Genomic DNA, 19,784 nt, shown 5'->3' on the forward strand with positions numbered 1-19,784 from the left:
TAGCAAACTGACCCAAAAACAGTTTTGTCCCTTCTCAGGCCTCAGCGCAGTCAGACTTAGCGCCAGTGATGGCCAGGGACTTGGAGCTTGCACCAGACATAGGAGAGATTTTAGCAATGGCGGTTGCAGTTGACCAGCTACTCACGCCAGACATTTCCCGTCCAGCTCGTTATCTGGGAAATGAACTCGGGGCCGTGCGTAAATCCTGGCAGGATGCCGAGGTGCGCTGGGTATTGACCTATCCAGAAGTTTACGAAGTCGGCGCCTCGAACCTGGGGCATATCATCCTCTACAGCATTCTCAACGCCCAACCGCGCCAACTGTGCGATCGCGCCTACCTCCCGGCCATGGACTTAATCGAGAAGTTGCGGGAAACCCAAACCCCCCTGTTTGCCGTAGAAGCCCATCGCCCCCTGACGGACTTTGATATCCTCGGCTTTAGCCTCAGCTACGAACTCGGGGCCACCAATATCCTGGAAATGCTGACCCTAGCCGGGATTCCCCTCACCTGGACAGAACGTCTCCAGCGTGGCCAACAAGACCCTCTCATCTTCGCCGGCGGCCAAACCGCCACCTCCAACCCCGAACCCTACGCTGAGTTTCTCGACTTTGTGGCCCTCGGTGATGGCGAAGAACTCCTACCCGAAATTGGCCTCGTCATCGAAGAAGGGAAACGGGCCGGCTTAAGTCGTCAAGAGTTATTACTTGACCTGGCACAAGTTCCCGGAGTCTATGTCCCCATGTTCTACGACATGGCCGACGATGGCTCCGTGCGCCCCAATCATCCCCAGGTTCCCGAGCGGGTGTTACGACGGGTAGCCCCCCCCATGCCCGCCTATTCCATTGGCTTAGTTCCCTATATTGAAACCGTCCACGATCGCCTCACCGTGGAAATTCGCCGAGGCTGCACCCGAGGCTGTCGCTTCTGTCAACCGGGAATGCTGACCCGGCCCGCCCGAGATGTCAACCCAGAACAGGTAGTGGATACCATCGAAAAGGGGATGCGGGCCACGGGCTACAACGAATTTTCCCTCCTCTCCCTCAGTTGTTCCGATTATCTGTCCCTCCCTGCTGTGGGCATGGAAGTCAAGAATCGTTTACAAAACGATAACATTTCCCTCTCCCTACCCAGTCAGCGAGTCGATCGCTTTGATGAAAACATCGCCAACATCATCGGGGGAACCCGGCAATCGGGGTTAACCTTCGCCCCAGAAGCAGGAACCCAACGGATGCGGGATATCATCAACAAGGGACTCACCAATGAAGAACTATTACGGGGGGTGAAAACTGCCTACGAACAGGGTTGGGATAAAGTCAAGCTCTATTTCATGATTGGGCTTCCCGGCGAAACCGATGCCGACGTGATTGGCATTGCCGAAACCGTGCGTTGGCTGCAACAGGAATGCCGCAGTCAGAAACGGCGACGCTTTCACATCAACTTAACCATTTCCAACTTCACCCCCAAACCCCATACTCCCTTCCAATGGCATAGCGTCTCCACTAGCGAGTTTCTCCGGAAACAAGACCTGTTGCGGCAAGAATTTAAGCGGATGCGGGGGGTAAAAGCCAACTTTACCGATGTCCGCATCTCCGCTATGGAGGACTTTGTCGGCCGGGGCGATCGCCGTCTGGCCCCCGTGATTCGTCGCGCCTGGGAACTTGGGGCGGGGATGGATGCCTGGTGGGAAAGCCTCGATCGCGCCTATCAAGCCTGGGAGACGGCGATCGACGAATCGGGTTTAACCTGGAAATACCGACAAGTCGAGTCCGGGGAATGGAATCTCTTTAAAGATGATCAGGGCAATATCGATGGCGATCAATCCCTCGATGCCCCCCTCCCCTGGGACTACCTCAACACCGGTATCGATAAAAACTGGCTCAAACAAGACCTACAACGGGCCCTCGAAGCCGCCACCGTCCCCGACTGTGCCTATGAAGGCTGCTCCCACTGTGGCGTTTGTACCCCCGACTTCGGCCATAACATCGTCGAAACCCCACCGCCGATTCCCCACTTTGTGGGACATTTCAAACCCAACACCCACCGAGAACAGCGGTTACGGGTGCGCCTGGGCAAACTCGGAGACATGGCCCTGATTGGCCATTTAGACTTCGCCCGTCTGCTCGATCGCGCCGTGCGTCGGGCTGCCCTCCCCATCTCCTTCAGCGGTGGCTATCATCCCAGTCCTCGAATTTCCCCCGCCAACGCCCTACAACTCGGGGCCACCAGTAGCGGCGAAGTGGTGGAATTTGACCTCACCGAAGTCTTAGACGACGCAGAATTTCAACAGCGGCTTCAGGAGCAACTGCCCCCTGATATGCCCATTTACGACGTGCAAACCGTTCCCGTCAAAGGCTTAGCCGCTACCCGAGTTCTCGAACGCGCCCAATATCAGCTGAGCCTCCGCTGTGAGAACGCCTCCTGGGCCGACTGGGTGGCAGCCGTTCTCGAATCCGACGAACTCTGGAGCGAACATCGCAGCAAATCTGGAAAAACTCGGGCCATTAATCTCAGAGAGCGACTGTTTGCCCTAGACTATATAGACTCACCCCATTCCGAGCCGGCGATCGTCACCTACGAGGGGAGTTGTCGCAATGATGGGACCCTGTTACGACCGGCCCAAGTGGTGGAAATGCTCGAAGCCGTCTCCGGTGCTGAGATTGCCTTAGAGCATGTGCATCGTCAACAGCTGATCCTACGCCCGGAAACCCCCTAAAGATAGGTGTATGGAGTGAGATGGTCCCCTAAACTAAAGCCACTGAAAAACGTGATATAGTGGGGGGTAAAGTACAAATTCGTACTCAAACAATCGCATCGGGTTTGTCAGACCCAATACCCCCAATTTAGACCGTTGGGGGATGCGAGTTAAACATGTGCGAACGATAACAACCCGTAGGTGTAAACAAGATGGGCGGTTCTGACTGGGATGGTTAGCCTGGCTAGCTCCCGTCGGTGCGGTCTGCGGTCAGCGTTAACGGCAAGCGGTCGAAACGCCGTCAGAGGTCGATGTCAGAGGATGCGGCTGTCCCTCACTGCGATCGTTACGCGCTCAGGCTAAAGACCATTGCCCCAACGTCGTTGGTGATACTCAGGTGGTTTGCCGGTACAGATGTTCCCCACTCTAGTCTTTTCCCAAACGTCCAAGTTAGACGCTGAGCCGGTAGGCTCGAGTTTTTCCTATCCTGTACGGAAGCAGATCGAACCTGCGGAATGGCCAGCAATGCTAATGATGTGGCACAACTTGACCGTCATCGCATGACCGATGCCATTGTGGTTCGGGAATAACTTGATATTCCCCGCCTCAGGGCTTCATTCATGTGAATCTAGCGGAGGATCGCCCCACCCCTTTAACCTCCAGAACTCTAAAAAAATTTGAGGAAATTGAATGCCCAAGCAAATTATTATCGCCGAGCAGCATCGAATTGCTGCTGTCTTTTCTGAAGATCAAATCCAGGAGCTGGTGGTTGCCACTGGAACCCATCAGGTCAGCGATGTCTATGTGGGAACCGTCGAGAACGTGATTCCTGGCATTGACGCCGCCTTCGTCAACATTGGAGATCCTGAGCGGAACGGCTTTATGCACGTCACCGACTTAGGACCCCTGCGACTCAAACGCTCCTCCAGTGCCATCACCGAACTGCTGACCCCCAAACAGAAGGTTCTCGTGCAGGTGATGAAAGAACCCACGGGGAATAAAGGGCCCCGTTTGACGGGGAATATTACCCTTCCCGGTCGCTATTTGGTCCTAATGCCCTTTGGTAAAGGCGTCCATCTGTCTCGACGCATCGTCAGTGAGTCTCAACGCAATACGTTGCGGGCCTTGGCAATTTTGGTTAAACCCGCCGGGATGGGGTTACTGGTGCGCACAGAAGCCGAGGGAGTCGGGGAAGATGCCATTATTGAGGACTTGGAAGTTCTGCAAAAACAATGGGAGGTGATTCTCGAAGAGTACAACACGACTCGGGAACCGACGCTGCTCAACCGGGATGATGATTTTATTCAACGGGTGTTGCGGGATATGTACAACACCGATGTGAACCGGATTGTGGTGGACTCTCCGAGTGGGCTAAAACGGGTTAAGCAAAACATCGCCAATTGGAATGATGGTAAAAATCTCTCGGTGTCCATTGACCATCACACGGAATCCCAGCCGATTTTAGAGTATTTCCGGGTCAACGCTGCGATTCGTGAAGCCTTGAAACCTCGGGTGGATTTGCCCTCAGGGGGCTATATCATCATTGAACCCACGGAAGCCTTAACGGTGGTGGATGTAAACTCCGGCTCCTTTACTCGGTCGGCCACCTCTCGGGAAACGGTGTTATGGACCAACTGTGAGGCTGCCGTTGAGATTGCCCGACAACTGCGCCTGCGGAACATTGCCGGGGTGATCGTGATTGATTTCATTGACATGGACTCCCGCCACGATAAGTTAAAGGTGTTGGAGCAGTTCAATACGGAGTTAGCCGCTGATAAGGCCCGGCCTCAGATTGCTCAATTGTCGGAGTTGGGCTTAGTGGAGTTAACCCGCAAGCGCCAAGGGCAAAATATTTATGAGTTGTTTAGTGAACCCTGCCCGAGTTGTACGGGGTTGGGACATTTGGCTAAGCTTCCCGGTGAAGAAACGGTGCGCACCGTTGAGGTGAGCCGCAGTGGTAGCGTTGAGACGAGCAAAGGACAGGCATCTCAAAGCACCTCATCGCCTCGCAATGGGGATACTCCTTCCCCTCGCTTACGGGATAGTGCCCCGAGATTGCGCGATCGCAGTCCCAGTACGGTGGACTCTGCCTCGGATACTCTCTCGGAGAATGAGGGAGATACGCCAGAAATCGATCTGATTCATCACCCGAGTTACCAAGAAATGGGGGATGGAACCACTCGCCGCCGCCGCCGCCGCCGCTTTACCAGTCCTGATATCAAAGCTCATGCGGAGGAAACGGCCAAGTCCAACGCCAGCCGTAATGACTCGGCGGAGGAGTCTCGGCGCGATCGCCCCACGGTGGAGCCAGCCAACGACAGCACCCCAGAGCCTGAGGTGGAGGCTGAGGAGGAAAAATCTCGCAGTCGCAGCAGTTCTCGGGAGAGCAAAACTGAGGACACCCCTGAAGTGATTACCGTGGAGATGACTCCCGAGGAACAGGAAGTCTATGCCATGATGGGGATTTCTCCCTGCGTCAAGTTGGGCAAGTTTCCCAAAAATCCCAAGTCAGCTACCATCCATGTAGTCAGTCCCGGCGAAGACCAGGGCAATCTGGAGGTACGGTCGTTAGATAAAGGCACGCCGGTAAAGTCCTCGTCGCCTACGGAGACGGCTGAGATGGTCTCAGAACAGCCATCAACTCGGGGAACAGCGACGGCAACGGTGACCGAGTCTAGTGAGACTGCTGAGGCATCTAAGACGGACCGCGAAGACTCTCCCGAGGCCAGTCCCTCCGGGCGTAAGGGTCGCACCACTCGCCGCCGTCGCCGCCGCTCCTCGGCCAGTTCTGACTCGTGACCTTATTTGACCTAACCCCCCGCCCTCGCTCCTCCTGGGAGCGGGTGGCTGGGGTGGATGAAGTGGGACGCGGGGCCCTATTTGGCCCCGTGGTGGCGGCCGCGGTGTTGTTGACCCCTGATCAAGGCCAAACCCTGCAAGAGATGGGAGTCAAGGACAGTAAGCAACTGCGGCCGAAACAGCGGCAGGCTCTAAGCCAAGAGATTCGGGCGATCGCCCTGGATGTTCAGGTGGCTCAAGCAACGGTGGCTGAGATTGACCAGTTGAATATCCTCAATGCCAGTTTGTTGGCTATGAAACGGGCGATTTTGGCCCTAACGACGGTTCCTGACGGCTGTTTAATTGATGGGAACCGCCCCATTCCTGAGTTAACGCTGCCCCAAGAGACTTTAGTGGGGGGCGATCGCCGTGAGATGGCGATCGCCGCTGCGAGTATTGTGGCCAAAGTCTGGCGCGACGCGGCGATTTTAGACTTGGCCTCAACCTATCCCCACTATGATTTAGCAGCCAACAAAGGCTACGGAACCGCCAAACACCGTCAAGCCTTAGAGGAATTTGGCCTGTCCCCTCACCATCGCCGCTCGTTTGCCCCCTGTCGCACCGTCCTAGAGGCCTCTAAACGGCAACTTGAACTTTTGACTAATACCGTTCCAAAAGGCGATTGAGGAGTTCTACATTATTCTCAAACACCTGGAGGCGAATAAAATTTGGGTCTGTCGGCCGCCAGACCACTTGATAGGTGTAATTGGCGTTGTACCAGCGATAGACACGGCGATCATTAGTCCCAGCAAACTCCACATCCCGCAGTTGGAGGTAGTCGCGACTACCTCGGGCCTGACCCCGATAGTAATACTGACCGCGATCCATAAATAGGGAGACATCCCATTGACTATCTCGAAAACTTCCCAGGGGTCGTGCTTGGGCGATCGCCGGACGTTGGGCGACCACCTCGACAATTCCAGGAACCGCCAATCCCAGCATCCCAGCCAGAGCAAGAGTATCCAGCCTCATGGTTTCACCTCAAGAGGTAAATGATAATCCCACTATAGCCGAGATTTTTCCCAGTCTTTTCGAGAGACTGTAGCAACGGCTACAGTCGAGAGGAACAGTTCCGCCAATGCTAGGAACATAAGAGCATTAAGGTGCAGGAGAGGCGTCTGTGAAGCTAGAGACCTACGACCCCACAGGATATTACGACGAACTGTTTGCTAGCAAAGGAGAACCTAGAGCCTCCGCCAAACCGCTCATTGACTGGATCAATACGCTACAGCCAGGAGATTTGCGGCGATCCCAAGAAGCGGCCCAGATTGCCCTGTTCAAACTCGGAGTCACCTTCAACGTCTACAGCGACAACGAAGGCATCGAGAAAGTCTTCCCCTTCGACATTATCCCCCGTATCATCTCCGCCCAAGACTGGAAAGCCCTAGAACCGGGTCTGCGACAGCGGATTACTGCCCTGAATCTCTTTCTCGATGACATTTACAACGAGCAACGGATTCTCAATGACGGTGTGGTTCCGCGCCATATCATCGAATCGGCCCCCGGATTCCTCAAACCCTGCATGGGACTCAAGCCTCCAGGAGGCGTCTGGTGTCATATTACCGGCACCGACCTGGTGCGCGATCGCGATGGCCAATGGTATGTCCTCGAAGATAACCTACGGGTTCCCTCGGGCATCTCCTACGTCCTCGAAAACCGTCGCGTTCTCAAAAGCACCTTTCCCAGTGTCTTCCAAACCATGGCGGTGCAAGCCATTGACGACTATCCCAGTCATCTCCTAGAAACCCTGCTTTCCCTGGCCCCCGACCAACTCCCCAACCCCACCGTGGCGGTACTCACCCCCGGAATCTATAACTCCGCCTACTACGAACATTCCTTCCTGGCCCAACAAATGGGCGTCGAACTCATCGAAGGACGAGATTTAGTCGTTCTCGATGGCTACCTACAAATGCGGACCACCAAAGGTCCCCGCCGTGTCGATGTGGTCTACCGCCGTCTCGATGACATTTTCCTCGACCCCACCGCCTTCAATCCTGACTCTCTCCTAGGGGTTCCCGGACTCATGGACGTGTATCGGGCTGGACGTGTGGCCCTAGCCAACGCCCCAGGAACTGGCGTCGCCGATGATAAGGTGGTCTATGCCTTCGTCCCCGAGATGATTCGCTACTATCTCGGCGAAGACCCCATCTTACCCAACGTTCCTACCTATCTCTGTTGGCGAGACAAAGACCGAGACCATGTCTTACAAAACTTAGAGACGTTAGTCGTGAAGTCCGCTAACGAAGCAGGGGGCTATGGAATGCTCGTGGGTAGCCAATCCACGGCCGCCGAACGAGCCGAGTTTGCCGAAAAAATCCAAGCCCGGCCCCGTAACTATATTGCCCAACCCATTCTCTGTTTATCCCAGGTTCCGACCCTAGTGGGTGAAGGGAATGAGATTGCTGGCCGCCATGTGGACTTACGACCCTATATCCTACATCGCGGTGATGAGGTCTATGTTCATCCTGGCGGACTCACCCGCGTGGCCCTGAAAGAAGGCTCTTTGGTGGTCAACTCCTCTCAGGGGGGAGGGGCCAAAGATACTTGGGTCTTGACGGACTAAGGCGAAACCGTTGCTCTAGATATTGTATAGGGGTAAAGGTTTTTGAAAGGCTTATATTGGTAGTTGGATGAGGTTTAAGAAATGCTGAGTCGTGTTGCAAATTCAATTTATTGGCTGAATCGCTATATTGAACGGGCTGAAAATGTGGCTCGTTTTATTGATGTCAACTTAAATTTGATGTTGGATTTGCCTTCAGGGGTGAGTCAGCAGTGGAAACCCTTGGTGGTGACCACGGGAGATATCAAATTTTTTGAAGATCGCTATGGGGAAGCTACGGCTGAAAATGTGATTCAGTTTCTCACCTTTGATTTGGAGTATCCCAACTCGATTTTGTCCTGCTTGCGATTCGCTCGGGAAAATGCTCGCTCGATTCGGGAAATTATTTCTTCGGAAATGTGGGAAGAGGTCAATACCTTCTATCACATGGTGCAAGAGGCGGCCGTCAATAATGGCCATCACAATGTCAGTAACCTCTTTCAACAGTTGTTTTTTCATGTCAAGTTTGCCAGTCATCGCTTTGCTGGGGTGATGGATGCCACCATGAGCCATAATGAGGGCTGGCATTTTGGTCAGTTGGGACGTTTGATTGAGCGCGCCGATAAAAAAGCCCGCATTTTGGATGTTAAATACTATATTCTTTTGCCCTCCGCTCAGTTGGTGGGGACACCATTAGACCAAATTCAATGGATTGCCCTATTAAAATCCGCCAGTGCGTATGAAATGTACCGGAAATATCAACATCGGATTATTCCGGCGAGTGTGGCTGAGTTTATGATTCTCAATCGTGAGTTTCCCCGCTCCATTAGTTTTTGTGTGCAAGAAGCAGAGCGGTGTTTACATCAAATTACGGGAACGCCGGTGGGAACCTGGTGCAATGGTGCGGAACGCTCTCTAGGGCAACTCTGTGCTAAGTTGGGTTATATCACCATTCAAGATATCATTGACAATGGACTGCATGAGTTTTTGGACGGGTTTCAAAAAGAGTTAAATGCAGTCGATGACCAAATTTCCGCGACCTTCTTCAGCTTGTCGCCCTTAGTGTCTGAGCTTCCCATGAACCGACAAGTTCAAACCTTAACGTGGTAGGTTGGCGACGAGAAAACCTGAGCGAACAATCTGCCATGATGCTTCTGTGTTGTAGCGGATTGCCCTTTATATTATCTCTACATGAGCCAATTTAACATTGATCACCTCACCACGTATTGCTATAACCAGCCTGTATTTCTGAAATCCCATGTTTGTCGCCTATATCCTCATAGTCAGGGTTACCAACGGCTGCTGAGCTATCAATTGGACGTTACGCCGAATCCCCTGGGGCGATCGCAGGGGGTGGATCTCGATGGGAATACGGTCATCAAACTCTGGTTTGAACAACCAACCCAACAACTGCAAATCCGCTCTCAGGCCCAGGTTGAAACCCTACAAACGAATCCCTTTGAGTATCTGCTCGATGATGGCGGGGAGCGACTGCCGATTGATTATCCGAGTTCTCTGCGATCGCAGCTTCTCCCCTATCTGAATCCTCCCGTAATTCTGCCTCAGGGAGGAGATCCGGTGGCCGTTGAGTTAGCTGAAGAACTGTTACATTTAACCGACTATCAAACCCTTCGCTTCCTCAACGATCTCAATCAACGGATTTATAGCCAATGTAATTACGTCACCCGTCTCGAAGGAGACCCCCAGACCCCCGGCATTACCTGGCGGACAAAACGAGGCTCCTGTCGTGATGTCACGGTCTTATTTGCCGCCGTCTGTCGCGCCGTGGGCTTGGCTGCTCGCTTTGTGAGTGGCTATCAAGAGGGGGACCCAGATCAGCAGGAGTATGACCTCCATGCTTGGGTTGAAGTCTATTTACCCGGTGCCGGTTGGCGTGGCTATGATCCCACCCATGGTCTGGCCGTCGCCGATGGCCATATTAGTATCGCCGCCAGTCCCTACCCTCGCTCTGCTGCCCCCGTCCAGGGGAGCGTCACCCCCATTCAACCCCTTTGGGAGAGTGGCAAACCCCTAGAAACCAGCTTAGAGACGCGAATCCACATCGAGGGCTGCCGTTAACAGGGGAACCAACGCCAGTTCCGCAAATCATGACGGACGGCGGACCAATAGCGACGGGGGAATTGGCGGTAGTCCAGGTGACTCTCGTACAAGACTTGTTCGATGCGACTGTAGCGGTGTAATGACCAGTAACGCAGCAGTTGCCAGGAGGGGTGGAGGTCTTCTGCCTGTAAAAAAGGTTCAGCGTTCTTGATCAGAGTCGGCAGATAGTCATCGAGCCAAAAGTCCATCAGATCACGATATTGGGGCTGGTTCACCGCCGTTCCTTCTAGAAATTGCGATCGCTCCAAACCAAACTCCTCCAACACCGTCTGAGGGAAATAACAGAACCCCTGCTGAGCATCCTCCGCTAAGTCCCGTAACTGGTTATAAAACTGATCCAAAATCCCAAAATGCCGCACCGCCTCAAACTGGTGGGAATCTAACAGGGGAAAAATTTGAAAGAAATTCCCGGCAAAGCCATTATACAGAGCCTCTAATTCCGGGAGGTCAGCGAGGCAAAGATCATGACAGTGGTAGCGAGCGCTAGCCTGAATATAGCCGTCCCAAGCCCGAATCCGCACCGAATCGACTTCCCCCTCAAACCAACGCTGTTGGATGGCACTTAACCAGGTTCCCCAGCAGTCTTGAGGGTCAATGACCTGCTGATCACGCAACCGTTGCCAACTATGGCAGAATGCGGCAAAGCGGCAACCGGGACCGCCGAGGAGATCATTTTCCGCCAGGCGATCGACCCAACGAATCCAACGGACTCGTTCCAGCCAATGGTGTCGCCAGGGATGATCTAGGGTTAAAATCCAAGCGGCATTATCATCATCCTTAAGAGCATCACTCGGGAGAGCTTGGAACTCAGATGACCCCACGAACGGTGCGATGCTGGCGGGCAATGGGCGTTGCCACACCTGAATTTTAGAGTCAAGATACACCGGAGTTAACCTCTGTTAAGATATGGAGCCGGAGAGTCGAGACCAAAATCTCGAAATTTCCATGGCAGAACCTGAACTGGCAGAACATGAGACGATAGATCTAGGTTCGGCCGTTTATCATCCTCAAAGCCCTGGAATTAAATTACTGCCTCACAGCTCATTTCTTGCGGGAAATTGTCATAGATTGAGTACAGTGATCTTGGACATGGGAACACTCCCCGTCATTCAAGCAAACTTAGGGCATCTTGGGAAGATGTACTTCACTCCTAGTTGGTCAGCCTCTACAGTCTCAGAATATCTCTATAGGTGCTCTGGATTGCCACTGTACTCACTGACCTGAACCGTAGTTCCTAGAGCTGCTAGTGGTCTAGGGGTTGACCTTAGACCGGGTAAATTAGGATGCTCAAGATGATAATCTCACAGGTCCCCCTCACCAAGCTGTTACCCCTGTAAGCGCTCAGGAACGTTATGTCTCTCGAACGTGAAAATGATCAACTACGCCGTCGCCTCGCAGAACTCGAACAAGAATTACAGGAGTGGAGGCGTTCGGAGGCCCAAATGGGGTCAATAACCCAGGAGTTAACTGGCTCGGTTTTCTCAAATTCACGTGACCCCCAGTTAATCCGAGAGGATGACCGCTTTTGTCTCGATAGTCAACTGTTCCGTACCTATGTTGAGGCGGCAAATGACATGGTCTATGCCGTCGATTTACAAGGACAGTTGACCTTTATCAACCCCTATGGGGAACGGTTACTCGGCTGTCCACCCCAAGGCTGGCGTGGCAAAACCTATTTAGAGTTTGTTGCTCCTTTATATCGAGATGTAACGGCTCAAGCATTTGAGCGACTGTTAACCTGTGGGGAGCTGAAAGATTTTGAGTTTCAGGTTCAAACCAGCCGTGGGACTTATTTAGATTTAGAGGTTAATGGTCGCCTGTTGTATCGCCAGGGGGTGTTAGTCGGGGGGTTAGGCATTGCTCGTGACATCACCGAGCGCAAACAGGTTCAACGCCAGTTACAAATGTTTATGAAGGCGGTGGATTCTGCCTATGACAGTACCACGATTGTCACCCCAGACGGGACAATTGTTTATGTCAATACGGCCACGGCTCGGATGTTTGGCTATGAGCGAGGGCAGTTGATGGGTCAGCGAAATGCTTTGTTTTATCCCGAGGATGCTGTTATCTCCATGGAGTGGTTGCTCGAACAAGTTTTCGCCAATGAGCAACTGGGGTGGAGTGGTGAGGTAACCTGTCGACGGGCCACTGGTGAGTGTTTTCCGGCGCTGATTTCTGTGGGTGTGATGCTGCGGGAGGAGAGAGTCACGACGGCTGATGAAACAAGTTTGACCCCAGTCAACGTGGATCGAATCTTAATTACCTGCCGAGACATTACGGAGCAAAAAAACAATCAGGCGAAGTTAGCTGCTACGAACTTAGAGCTAGAACGAGCGAGCCGTTTAAAATCGGTATTTTTAGCTAATATGTCCCATGAGCTGCGAACTCCGTTGACTTCGATTTTAGGGTTTTCTAATCTTTTACTTCAAGAAATATTTGGAACTCTCAATGCAAAGCAAAATCTCTATTTAGGGCGAATCCATGAGAGTGGGGAGCATTTATTGAGGTTGATTAGTGATGTCTTAGATCTGTCTAAGGTTGAGGCTGGGAAGATTGAGCTAATGCTTCATTCTCTGACGGCGACGCAGGTCTGTGGTGAGGCGATCGCCCTCATGAGTGAGCAGGCTCGCCTGAAACAGATTTCCCTCACCCTCAAGGTGGAGAGTCCCGAGATACGGGTGATGGCCGATGAGTTGCGGCTGCGGCAGATGCTGTTGAACTTATTGTCAAATGCCATTAAGTTTTCTGAGTCGGGGACAGAGGTTCAGCTCAAGGTTGAACAGGATACCACCTATGTTTACTTACGAGTTTGTGATCAGGGGATTGGCATCCCCGAACCGCAGCAAGCTTTGTTATTCCAGCCCTTTCAACAGTTGGATAGTTCCCTGGCCCGTCATCATGAAGGAACAGGATTAGGGTTAGCCCTCACTCGTAAGTTGGCCGAACTGCATGGGGGAACTGTGACCTGTTATTCGACTCCAGGACAGGGAAGCCAGTTTACGATTATGTTACCTCAGCAAGCTCGGCGTCCTAGCCCCCCGACGGAGAGCCACCCGCCCAGTCAAGCTCTGGACAACTCGCCTCAGGGGAGGTCATGGTCTGTGCTACTGGTAGAAGATCATCAACCCAATGCCCTATTATTAACGGATATTTTGGAGTTTTGGGGCTACCGCGTAACTCATGTCAACGATGCTTATGAAGCTCTGGCTTGGTTACAAGAGCATCGTCCTGATGTCATGCTCGTGGATATTCATTTACCCGAATTAGACGGGTTACAACTCACCCAAGACGTACGTCGGATCTTCGCTGAACCGAGAATTCCGATCATTGCCATTACCGCCCTAGCGATGCCGGGCGATCGCCAACGCTGTTTAGACGCCGGCTGTGACGACTATCTCACCAAACCTGTCAGTTGCGATCGCCTGGCCGAATTACTGCAAAAATACCTCAGCGGAACCTCGGACTCCTCGGAAACCGTTGACTCACCCTAGATCCATCTGTTGATCCATCCTTCGGGCGATCGCCAGAGTCCAATCTGATTTATTATAGAGCGGCGGGTTGGGAACTGTGTCATCTTCACCCAGTCACCACCCCTCAGTTTTTGAATCTAGGCAATTTCATGACGTGTTTAAACGGTCTTCTGGCGTTTCAGTTTGCCTCGCCAGGCCCGGTTTTGTTCGAGTTAGGCCCACTCAGCATCCGTTGGTATGGGTTTCTCATCGCCAGTGCCGTGCTGCTGGGGGTGACTTTGGCTCAATTTCTGGCTCCCAAACGGGGACTTAACCCGGACTTAATTGGAGACTTTGCCATTTGGGGATTGCTCGGAGCCATCCCCATGGCCCGTCTGTACTATGTTTTATTTCAATGGCAGGCCTACGCCGATCGCCCGGCTCAAGTGTTTGCCATTTGGCGAGGAGGGATTGCCATTCACGGCGCGATTATCGGAGGAGTTCTTGCTGGCGTGCTGTTTGCCCGCCGACAGCGTATCTCCTTTTGGCAACTCTTTGATATCATTACCCCGTCGATTATTCTCGGCCAGGCCATTGGACGTTGGGGCAACTTTTTTAACTCAGAGGCATTTGGCCGTCCCACAGATCTGCCCTGGAAGCTTTACATCCCGCAGGCAATGCGTCCAGCTCAATATATGCAAGAGGCCTACTTTCATCCCACATTTCTTTATGAATCCTTGTGGAACCTCCTGATTTTTGCTCTCTTGCTCTGGCTATTTTTCCAAGGACAACGGGGTAAACTTCTCTTGAAGCCTGGAACCTTGTTTCTCAGTTATGCGATCGCCTATAGTCTCGGTCGTTTAGCCATTGAAGGACTGCGCATTGATAGTCTGATGCTTGGACCGGTGCGTGTGGCTCAATTGGTGAGTTTTGGCGGCATTCTCCTGGGAGTCGTTGGTTTACTCTGGCTTTATGTTTTAGGACGCTCCCTACCCGATGTCATTGCTGAGAATGAATCGAGAGCCTCTTAGGTCTAGAGGAATCCTGGCAAATCATTTGCTAATTTAAGCATGACCTTAACCTTATCTTCACCTAGTATCTATAGAATCTATTCTGGCGACGACTGTGCGATCGCCAACCATTGGTTAAATCAAAAGAGAGAGTCGATTACGTTATGGTTTTCAAGGGACGTATTTTCCTCGGCGCAATTGCTGCGCTGACCGCTGGACTGACAGCTTGTGGTCCTGGGGAACCCCCCGATCCTCAACAGGCGGCTGGAGGACGCGGTGGACGGGTTTCCATCAGTGGTGCTGGAGCAACCTTCCCGGCCCCTTTATTTCAACGTTGGTTTGACACCTACAATCGGCAAGTAGACTCCAATGTCCAAGTCAGCTACCAATCCGTTGGTAGTGGTGCAGGATTGGAACAGTACATCAATGGAACCGTAGATTTCGGTGCCAGTGAGGCCCCCATCCAGGGCGATCGCCTGGCATCGTTCCAAGCTGCTTATCCTTACGAGCCGCTACAATTGCCCTTGGTTGGGGGATATGTTGTCTTTGCCTACAACCTCCCTGGCGTCGATGAAGAATTGCGGTTCTCTCGGGAAACCTATTGCGGCATGGTTGGCGGCACTATCACCAACTGGAATGATCCCGCCATTGCCGAGGACAACCCAGGTGTTGATTTTCCGGATCTGCCCGTGACTTGGGTTCACCGTTCCGACGGTTCAGGAACCACCTTTGTCTTCACCAACCATATGGACACCATTTGCCCAGATTGGCCCGCCGGTGCTGGAACATCCGTAGATTGGCCCGTAGGGATTGGGGGGCAAGGCAATGAGGGAGTCGCCGCCAGCATTGTTCAAAATGAAGGCGCATTTGGCTATGTCTCCTATGCCTTTGCCCAGCTCAACGAAATTCCTGTCGCCCGGATTGAAAATGCCGCCGGGAACTTCCCCGATCCCCTCCCCGCCAATGCCTCGTTGGCCTTTGAAGGGGAAGAGGTTCCCGAGGACTTTGCGCTTCTCGTTCCCGACCCTCAACATCCTGACGCTTACCCTATCTCCGGACTGGTTTGGGTCTTGGTTTATCGTGAGTATGACGATGCCGAAAAATGGGAAACCTTGAAAGAGGTCTTTGAATGGACCATTGGCCCCGAAGGACAAGCCATTACCGAAGAACTTTTCTATGTTCCCATGCCCGATAGCCTGACCGATCGCATCCGAGAAGAACTCGATGCGGTGACTGCCGGATAACCGCTACCGTTACTCCCCCCCTAACCGACGTGGCTTAGGGGGCAGCGTTCTGATTAACCTGTTTGCCCGTCCCGTTAACACCACTATGACTTCAGGAACCGACCGTGATTTCGCCAGTTCTGGCAAATCCCTTGATATTTATAAGCGTGCCTCTACAGCCAGGATTCTCGATTTAGGCTTCTGGGGACTTACCCTAAGCCTAGCCCTTGGCGGTGGTGCCGTCCTGATTTGGATTATTTTGCAAACGGCGATCGCCGGCTGGCCAGCCATGCAGCTATTCGGGCTGCGTTTCCTCATCACCGCCAGTTGGGACCCCGTCAACAACATCTACGGCGTTCTACCGCAAATTTATGGAACCCTAGTCACCACCGCAATTGCCTTAATTGTGGCGATTCCCGTCGGAATTGGCACCGCCGTATTCCTCACGGAAGATTTTGTCCCCAAATTCATCCGCACCCCCATCGCCTTTGCCATTGAGTTGATTGTGGCCATTCCCAGTGTTGTTCTGGGAATTTGGGGGATTTTTGTGCTGATTCCTACATTACGTCCCTTCTTCCGTTTCCTAAACAGTTCTCTAGGCTGGCTGCCCTTTTTTGGCGGTGGTGCCCCCCGAGGCAACAACCTCTTCCTCGTCGGGCTAGTCTTGGCCCTGATGATTACTCCCGTGATTGCATCCCTAACCCGAAGTACCTTTGAAGTCCTTCCCAGCGAACTGCGTCAAGGTTCCTTAGCCCTTGGGGCAACCCGCTGGGAAACCATTGTCCGGGTGATGATTCCGGCTGGACTGTCGGGAATTATCAGTTCCATCATGTTAGCGATGGGTCGAGCGATGGGAGAAACCATGGTCGCCGCCATGCTCGTCGGCAATGCCAACCGAATTAACGCCTCAATTCTGCAACCGGGGTCAACCATCACCGGGTTAATTGCCTCCCAGTTTGGAGAAGCGGGACGCACTCAAGTAGCTGCTCTCATGTATGCCGGGGTCGTCTTGATGATTTTATCCCTGTTGGTCAACATCTTTGCCGAACTCATCATCCGCCGCTATCAAAACATTGAGCGTTAGACGGCTCACCCAATTGGCCTATTCATTGCTGAAATCGACTACCTAGAAACATCATTCAAACATCTTATGGGCAGTATTCCAGACACAACCAATGATCCATCCTTTGAGGTCCCAGATTTAACCTCGAAGGCCATCAGTGGTAACCGCGCTATCTTCGGTAAGGTCTTAACCGTGATCAGCGGGATTTGTGTGGCTTTGCTGATTGTGCCACTGTCACTGTTACTGATTAATATCTTTGATAAGGGTCTGTCTCGCATGACCCCAGAACTGTTTACAGAACTGCCCCCACCCCCAGGCTTAACGGAAGGGGGAATTGGTCATGCAATTATCGGGAGTGTGATGACCTTGGCCATTGGGGCGGCCGTGAGTTTCCCCTTTGGGGTGTTAGCGGCCATCTATTTGGCAGAATTTGGTCGGGGAACCCGGATTGCTTACCTCGTCAAGTTTTCTGCCAACGTACTTACAGGGGTTCCGGCTATCCTCTGTGGACTATTTGCCTACAGCGTGGTGGTGATTCCCCTGGGCTACTTTTCGGCGTTTTCAGGGGGAATTGCCCTAGGGGTATTGATGTTGCCGATTGTGATTCGCTCTACGGAGGAATCCCTGTTACTCGTTCCCCTTGAAATGCGACAGGCGGCGATTGGGATTGGAGCCACGCGCTTCCAAACGATTATGAAAATTACCCTCCCGGCGGCATTACCGGCGATTGTCACTGGGTTAGTATTGGCATTAGCACGGGCGGCGGGGGAAGCGGCACCTCTGTTATTTACTGCCTTTAACAATAGTTTCTGGTCCACTGACCCAAGAGGCCCAATTGCTACGCTACCAGTGTTGATTTATTTCTTTTCCATTATTCCCTACAAGGCACAGCAAGAATTGGCTTGGGCCGCTGCCTTAGTCTTGATTGTGATTGTCTTGATTAGTAGTTTGCTCGGTCGGATGTTTATCCGCTCCAGGCGCATTTAGGGGATTGGCATACCCGATGTTGACTGGGCCGTTAAGCGATTCGCTGATGTCCTTTTTATCTAACATTGCACAATAGATTGTTGTTTTTTTGAGGTTTTTACCCATGGTTTCTGATTCTTCTTACCAGTCTCAATCGTTTCAGGATTCAGCGATGATGTCTCCTGAAGCTGCCCTAAAAACTGAAAATCTTCATGTTTTTTATGGCGATAACTTAGCGGTTCGGGAGGTTAGCCTAAAAATCCCCAAAAACCGTGTTGTTGCCTTTATTGGCCCCTCTGGCTGCGGGAAAAGTACAGTGCTGCGCTGCTTCAACCGCATGAATGATTTGATTGCAGGGGCGCGGGTAGAAGGGAAGATTACCTTCTATGATGTGGATTTATATAGCAAATCCGTTGACCCAGTATCGGTGCGGCGGCGCATCGGGATGGTCTTCCAGAAACCCAACCCATTCCCCAAATCGATTTTTGAGAACATTGCTTTTGGGGCCCGCATTAATGGCTATAAGGGGGATCTCGATGAACTCGTCGAACGCTCCTTACGGAAAGCGGCGATTTGGGATGAGGTGAAGGATAAACTCAAAGAGAGTGGTTTGGCCCTGTCTGGGGGACAACAGCAACGGCTCTGTATTGCCCGGGCGATCGCCCTCTCGCCGGATGTGATTCTCATGGATGAACCCTGCTCAGCCTTAGACCCCATCTCGACGATGCGGGTTGAGGAACTCATCCATGAACTAAAGCAGCAATACACGATTGTCATCGTCACCCACAATATGCACCAGGCCTCACGGGTGTCAGATTTGACGGCGTTCTACAATGCCGAAGCCACTCAGAAGGGTACGAAGGTCGGGTATTTGGTGGAATATGATGAAACCACTAAAATCTTCCACAATCCAGCTCGTCAGGAGACCCAGGACTATGTGAGTGGTCGCTTCGGTTAATCCCTCGGCGAATCATCCTGTCAACTTCATTCTGGTCGGGGCGAACAATGTTTCGCCCCTAGGCCTGTTGGCCCCTTATTTCTGGTTTTGGGAACTCAGGAGAGGGAAGTAGTGACCAACGGGGCCCTGTCCTTCCCCAATGGCCAAGGCGTGGTGTAAGGCTTGGGTGAGATAGAGTTTAGCCTGTTTGGTGGCGTCGAGGGGACTGAGTTCTAGGGCAAGATTGGCAGTCATGGCAGCGGAGATGGTGCAGCCGGTTCCGTGGGTGTGATGGGTTCCGACGGTTTCAGTACTGAGCACTTCGAGGGTATCGCCGTCGAACCAGACATCAACGCCACAGAGTTTTCCCCGCATTCCGCCTCCTTTGATTAAGACTGCCTGACTACCCAGTTTGAAGATGACTTCGGCGGCGGCTTTCATGTCGTCGAGGGTATGAATCTCGTTTTGGGCCAAGATTTGGGCTTCGTAGCGATTGGGGGTGAGGATGGCAGCTTGAGGAATCAGGCGATCGCGCAGGGTGGCGATCGCCGCGTCGTCAATCAGACAGACACCCGTGCGAGACACCATCACCGGGTCCACCACCAGGCGATCGCAGTTAATCGTCTCCAACCGCTCGGCCACCACCGCCATAATCTCAGCATTGAGCAGCATCCCGGTTTTGATGGCATCTGCGCCAATATCACTGACAACCGCATCAATCTGTGCGAGGACACTTTCGGGTGGTAAGGCATCCACCCGCGTCACGCTGAGGGTATTTTGAGCGGTAATACAGGTCAGGGCACTGGTTCCATGGACACAGTGAAAGGCAAAGGTTCGCAAATCTGCCTGAATCCCGGCCCCACCCCCGCTATCAGAACCAGCGATGGTTAGGGCCACCGGAATCTTAGCCGAGGGTTGGGCTACTCTCGGAGGCTGTGCCATGCC

At 52.8% G+C, this 19,784-nt stretch carries 15 protein-coding genes; 12 read left to right on the forward strand and 3 right to left on the reverse strand.

Annotated elements, in window-relative coordinates:
- Positions 1–116: 116 nt before the first annotated feature.
- From L855_RS07950 to L855_RS07960, 3 genes are all read left to right on the forward strand, one after another.
- Entirely contained in the window at positions 117–2,714 is a 2,598-nt protein-coding gene (locus tag L855_RS07950; protein ID WP_159786471.1) for a TIGR03960 family B12-binding radical SAM protein, read from the forward strand.
- A 669-nt stretch (positions 2,715–3,383) separates the two neighbouring features.
- Positions 3,384–5,492 (forward strand): ribonuclease E, encoded by a 2,109-nt coding sequence (rne, locus tag L855_RS07955; RefSeq protein WP_159786474.1) that lies wholly within the window; start codon positions 3,384–3,386, stop codon positions 5,490–5,492.
- Positions 5,489–6,157, forward strand: coding sequence for a ribonuclease HII (locus L855_RS07960; RefSeq protein ID WP_192925010.1), 669 nt, complete (start codon positions 5,489–5,491; stop codon positions 6,155–6,157). The genes rne and L855_RS07960 overlap by 4 nt, the downstream gene beginning before the upstream one ends.
- Here L855_RS07960 and L855_RS07965 read toward each other — a convergent pair.
- Positions 6,132–6,503 (reverse strand): hypothetical protein, encoded by a 372-nt coding sequence (locus L855_RS07965; RefSeq protein ID WP_159786477.1) that lies wholly within the window; start codon positions 6,501–6,503, stop codon positions 6,132–6,134. The two genes, L855_RS07960 and L855_RS07965, sit on opposite strands and share 26 nt — an antisense overlap.
- A 148-nt stretch (positions 6,504–6,651) precedes the next feature.
- Between L855_RS07965 and L855_RS07970 the strand changes: the two genes are divergently transcribed.
- From L855_RS07970 to L855_RS07980, 3 genes are all read left to right on the forward strand, one after another.
- Positions 6,652–8,094, forward strand: coding sequence for a circularly permuted type 2 ATP-grasp protein (locus tag L855_RS07970; RefSeq protein ID WP_159786480.1), 1,443 nt, complete (start codon positions 6,652–6,654; stop codon positions 8,092–8,094).
- Positions 8,095–8,175: 81 nt separating this feature from the next.
- Complete coding sequence (locus tag L855_RS07975; protein WP_159786484.1) at positions 8,176–9,180, forward strand: alpha-E domain-containing protein; 1,005 nt, start codon at positions 8,176–8,178, stop codon at positions 9,178–9,180.
- A gap of 81 nt (positions 9,181–9,261) precedes the next feature.
- Positions 9,262–10,149 carry a transglutaminase family protein gene (locus L855_RS07980; protein WP_159786487.1) on the forward strand — a complete coding sequence of 296 codons (888 nt, stop codon included), beginning with the start codon at positions 9,262–9,264 and terminating at the stop codon, positions 10,147–10,149.
- Here the strand turns inward: L855_RS07980 and L855_RS07985 are convergent.
- Positions 10,146–11,075, reverse strand: coding sequence for a squalene/phytoene synthase family protein (locus tag L855_RS07985; RefSeq protein WP_159786490.1), 930 nt, complete (start codon positions 11,073–11,075; stop codon positions 10,146–10,148). The two genes, L855_RS07980 and L855_RS07985, sit on opposite strands and share 4 nt — an antisense overlap.
- 468 nt (positions 11,076–11,543) lie before the next feature.
- Here L855_RS07985 and L855_RS07990 point away from each other — a divergent pair, with 468 nt between their 5' ends.
- The 6 genes from L855_RS07990 to pstB all read left to right on the forward strand — a co-directional run bounded on the left by L855_RS07990 (position 11,544) and on the right by pstB (position 18,860).
- A complete protein-coding gene (locus tag L855_RS07990; RefSeq protein WP_159786493.1) occupies positions 11,544–13,682 on the forward strand; it encodes a PAS domain-containing hybrid sensor histidine kinase/response regulator in 2,139 nt (712 codons plus the stop codon).
- 128 nt (positions 13,683–13,810) lie between these two features.
- Positions 13,811–14,671, forward strand: a complete 861-nt coding sequence (lgt, locus tag L855_RS07995) for a prolipoprotein diacylglyceryl transferase (RefSeq protein WP_159786496.1) — start codon at positions 13,811–13,813, stop codon at positions 14,669–14,671.
- 143 nt (positions 14,672–14,814) lie between these two features.
- A complete protein-coding gene (pstS, locus tag L855_RS08000; protein ID WP_159786499.1) occupies positions 14,815–15,894 on the forward strand; it encodes a phosphate ABC transporter substrate-binding protein PstS in 1,080 nt (359 codons plus the stop codon).
- Between the two features lie 85 nt (positions 15,895–15,979).
- Positions 15,980–16,957: a phosphate ABC transporter permease subunit PstC gene (gene pstC, locus L855_RS08005; protein WP_159786502.1), complete on the forward strand. Its 978-nt coding sequence runs from the start codon at positions 15,980–15,982 to the stop codon at positions 16,955–16,957.
- A gap of 66 nt (positions 16,958–17,023) precedes the next feature.
- Positions 17,024–17,923, forward strand: a complete 900-nt coding sequence (gene pstA, locus L855_RS08010; protein ID WP_159786505.1) for a phosphate ABC transporter permease PstA — start codon at positions 17,024–17,026, stop codon at positions 17,921–17,923.
- A gap of 103 nt (positions 17,924–18,026) precedes the next feature.
- On the forward strand, positions 18,027–18,860 hold the full coding sequence (pstB, locus tag L855_RS08015) for a phosphate ABC transporter ATP-binding protein PstB (protein ID WP_425500562.1): 834 nt from the start codon (positions 18,027–18,029) through the stop codon (positions 18,858–18,860).
- Positions 18,861–18,935: 75 nt separating this feature from the next.
- Here pstB and thiD read toward each other — a convergent pair whose 3' ends face one another.
- Positions 18,936–19,781 carry a bifunctional hydroxymethylpyrimidine kinase/phosphomethylpyrimidine kinase gene (thiD, locus tag L855_RS08020; protein WP_159786508.1) on the reverse strand — a complete coding sequence of 282 codons (846 nt, stop codon included), beginning with the start codon at positions 19,779–19,781 and terminating at the stop codon, positions 18,936–18,938.
- Between the last annotated feature and the right edge of the window lie 3 nt (positions 19,782–19,784).

Source organism: Sodalinema gerasimenkoae IPPAS B-353 (assembly GCF_009846485.1).
Lineage (GTDB): Bacteria > Cyanobacteriota > Cyanobacteriia > Cyanobacteriales > Geitlerinemataceae > Sodalinema > Sodalinema gerasimenkoae.

Bases quoted from the DNA above. Each gene is read 5' to 3' on its own strand.
- rne (WP_159786474.1), top strand. From the start codon at position 3,384: ATGCCCAAGCAAATTATTATCGCCGAGCAGCATCGAATTGCTGCTGTC.
- pstA (WP_159786505.1), top strand. From the start codon at position 17,024: ATGGGCAGTATTCCAGACACAACCAATGATCCATCCTTTGAGGTCCCA.
- pstC (WP_159786502.1), top strand. From the start codon at position 15,980: ATGACTTCAGGAACCGACCGTGATTTCGCCAGTTCTGGCAAATCCCTT.
- lgt (WP_159786496.1), top strand. From the start codon at position 13,811: ATGACGTGTTTAAACGGTCTTCTGGCGTTTCAGTTTGCCTCGCCAGGC.
- pstS (WP_159786499.1), top strand. From the start codon at position 14,815: ATGGTTTTCAAGGGACGTATTTTCCTCGGCGCAATTGCTGCGCTGACC.
- pstB (WP_425500562.1), top strand. From the start codon at position 18,027: ATGGTTTCTGATTCTTCTTACCAGTCTCAATCGTTTCAGGATTCAGCG.
- L855_RS07975 (WP_159786484.1), top strand. From the start codon at position 8,176: ATGCTGAGTCGTGTTGCAAATTCAATTTATTGGCTGAATCGCTATATT.
- thiD (WP_159786508.1), bottom strand. From the start codon at position 19,781: ATGGCACAGCCTCCGAGAGTAGCCCAACCCTCGGCTAAGATTCCGGTG.
- L855_RS07965 (WP_159786477.1), bottom strand. From the start codon at position 6,503: ATGAGGCTGGATACTCTTGCTCTGGCTGGGATGCTGGGATTGGCGGTT.
- L855_RS07950 (WP_159786471.1), top strand. From the start codon at position 117: ATGGCGGTTGCAGTTGACCAGCTACTCACGCCAGACATTTCCCGTCCA.
- L855_RS07980 (WP_159786487.1), top strand. From the start codon at position 9,262: ATGAGCCAATTTAACATTGATCACCTCACCACGTATTGCTATAACCAG.
- L855_RS07990 (WP_159786493.1), top strand. From the start codon at position 11,544: ATGTCTCTCGAACGTGAAAATGATCAACTACGCCGTCGCCTCGCAGAA.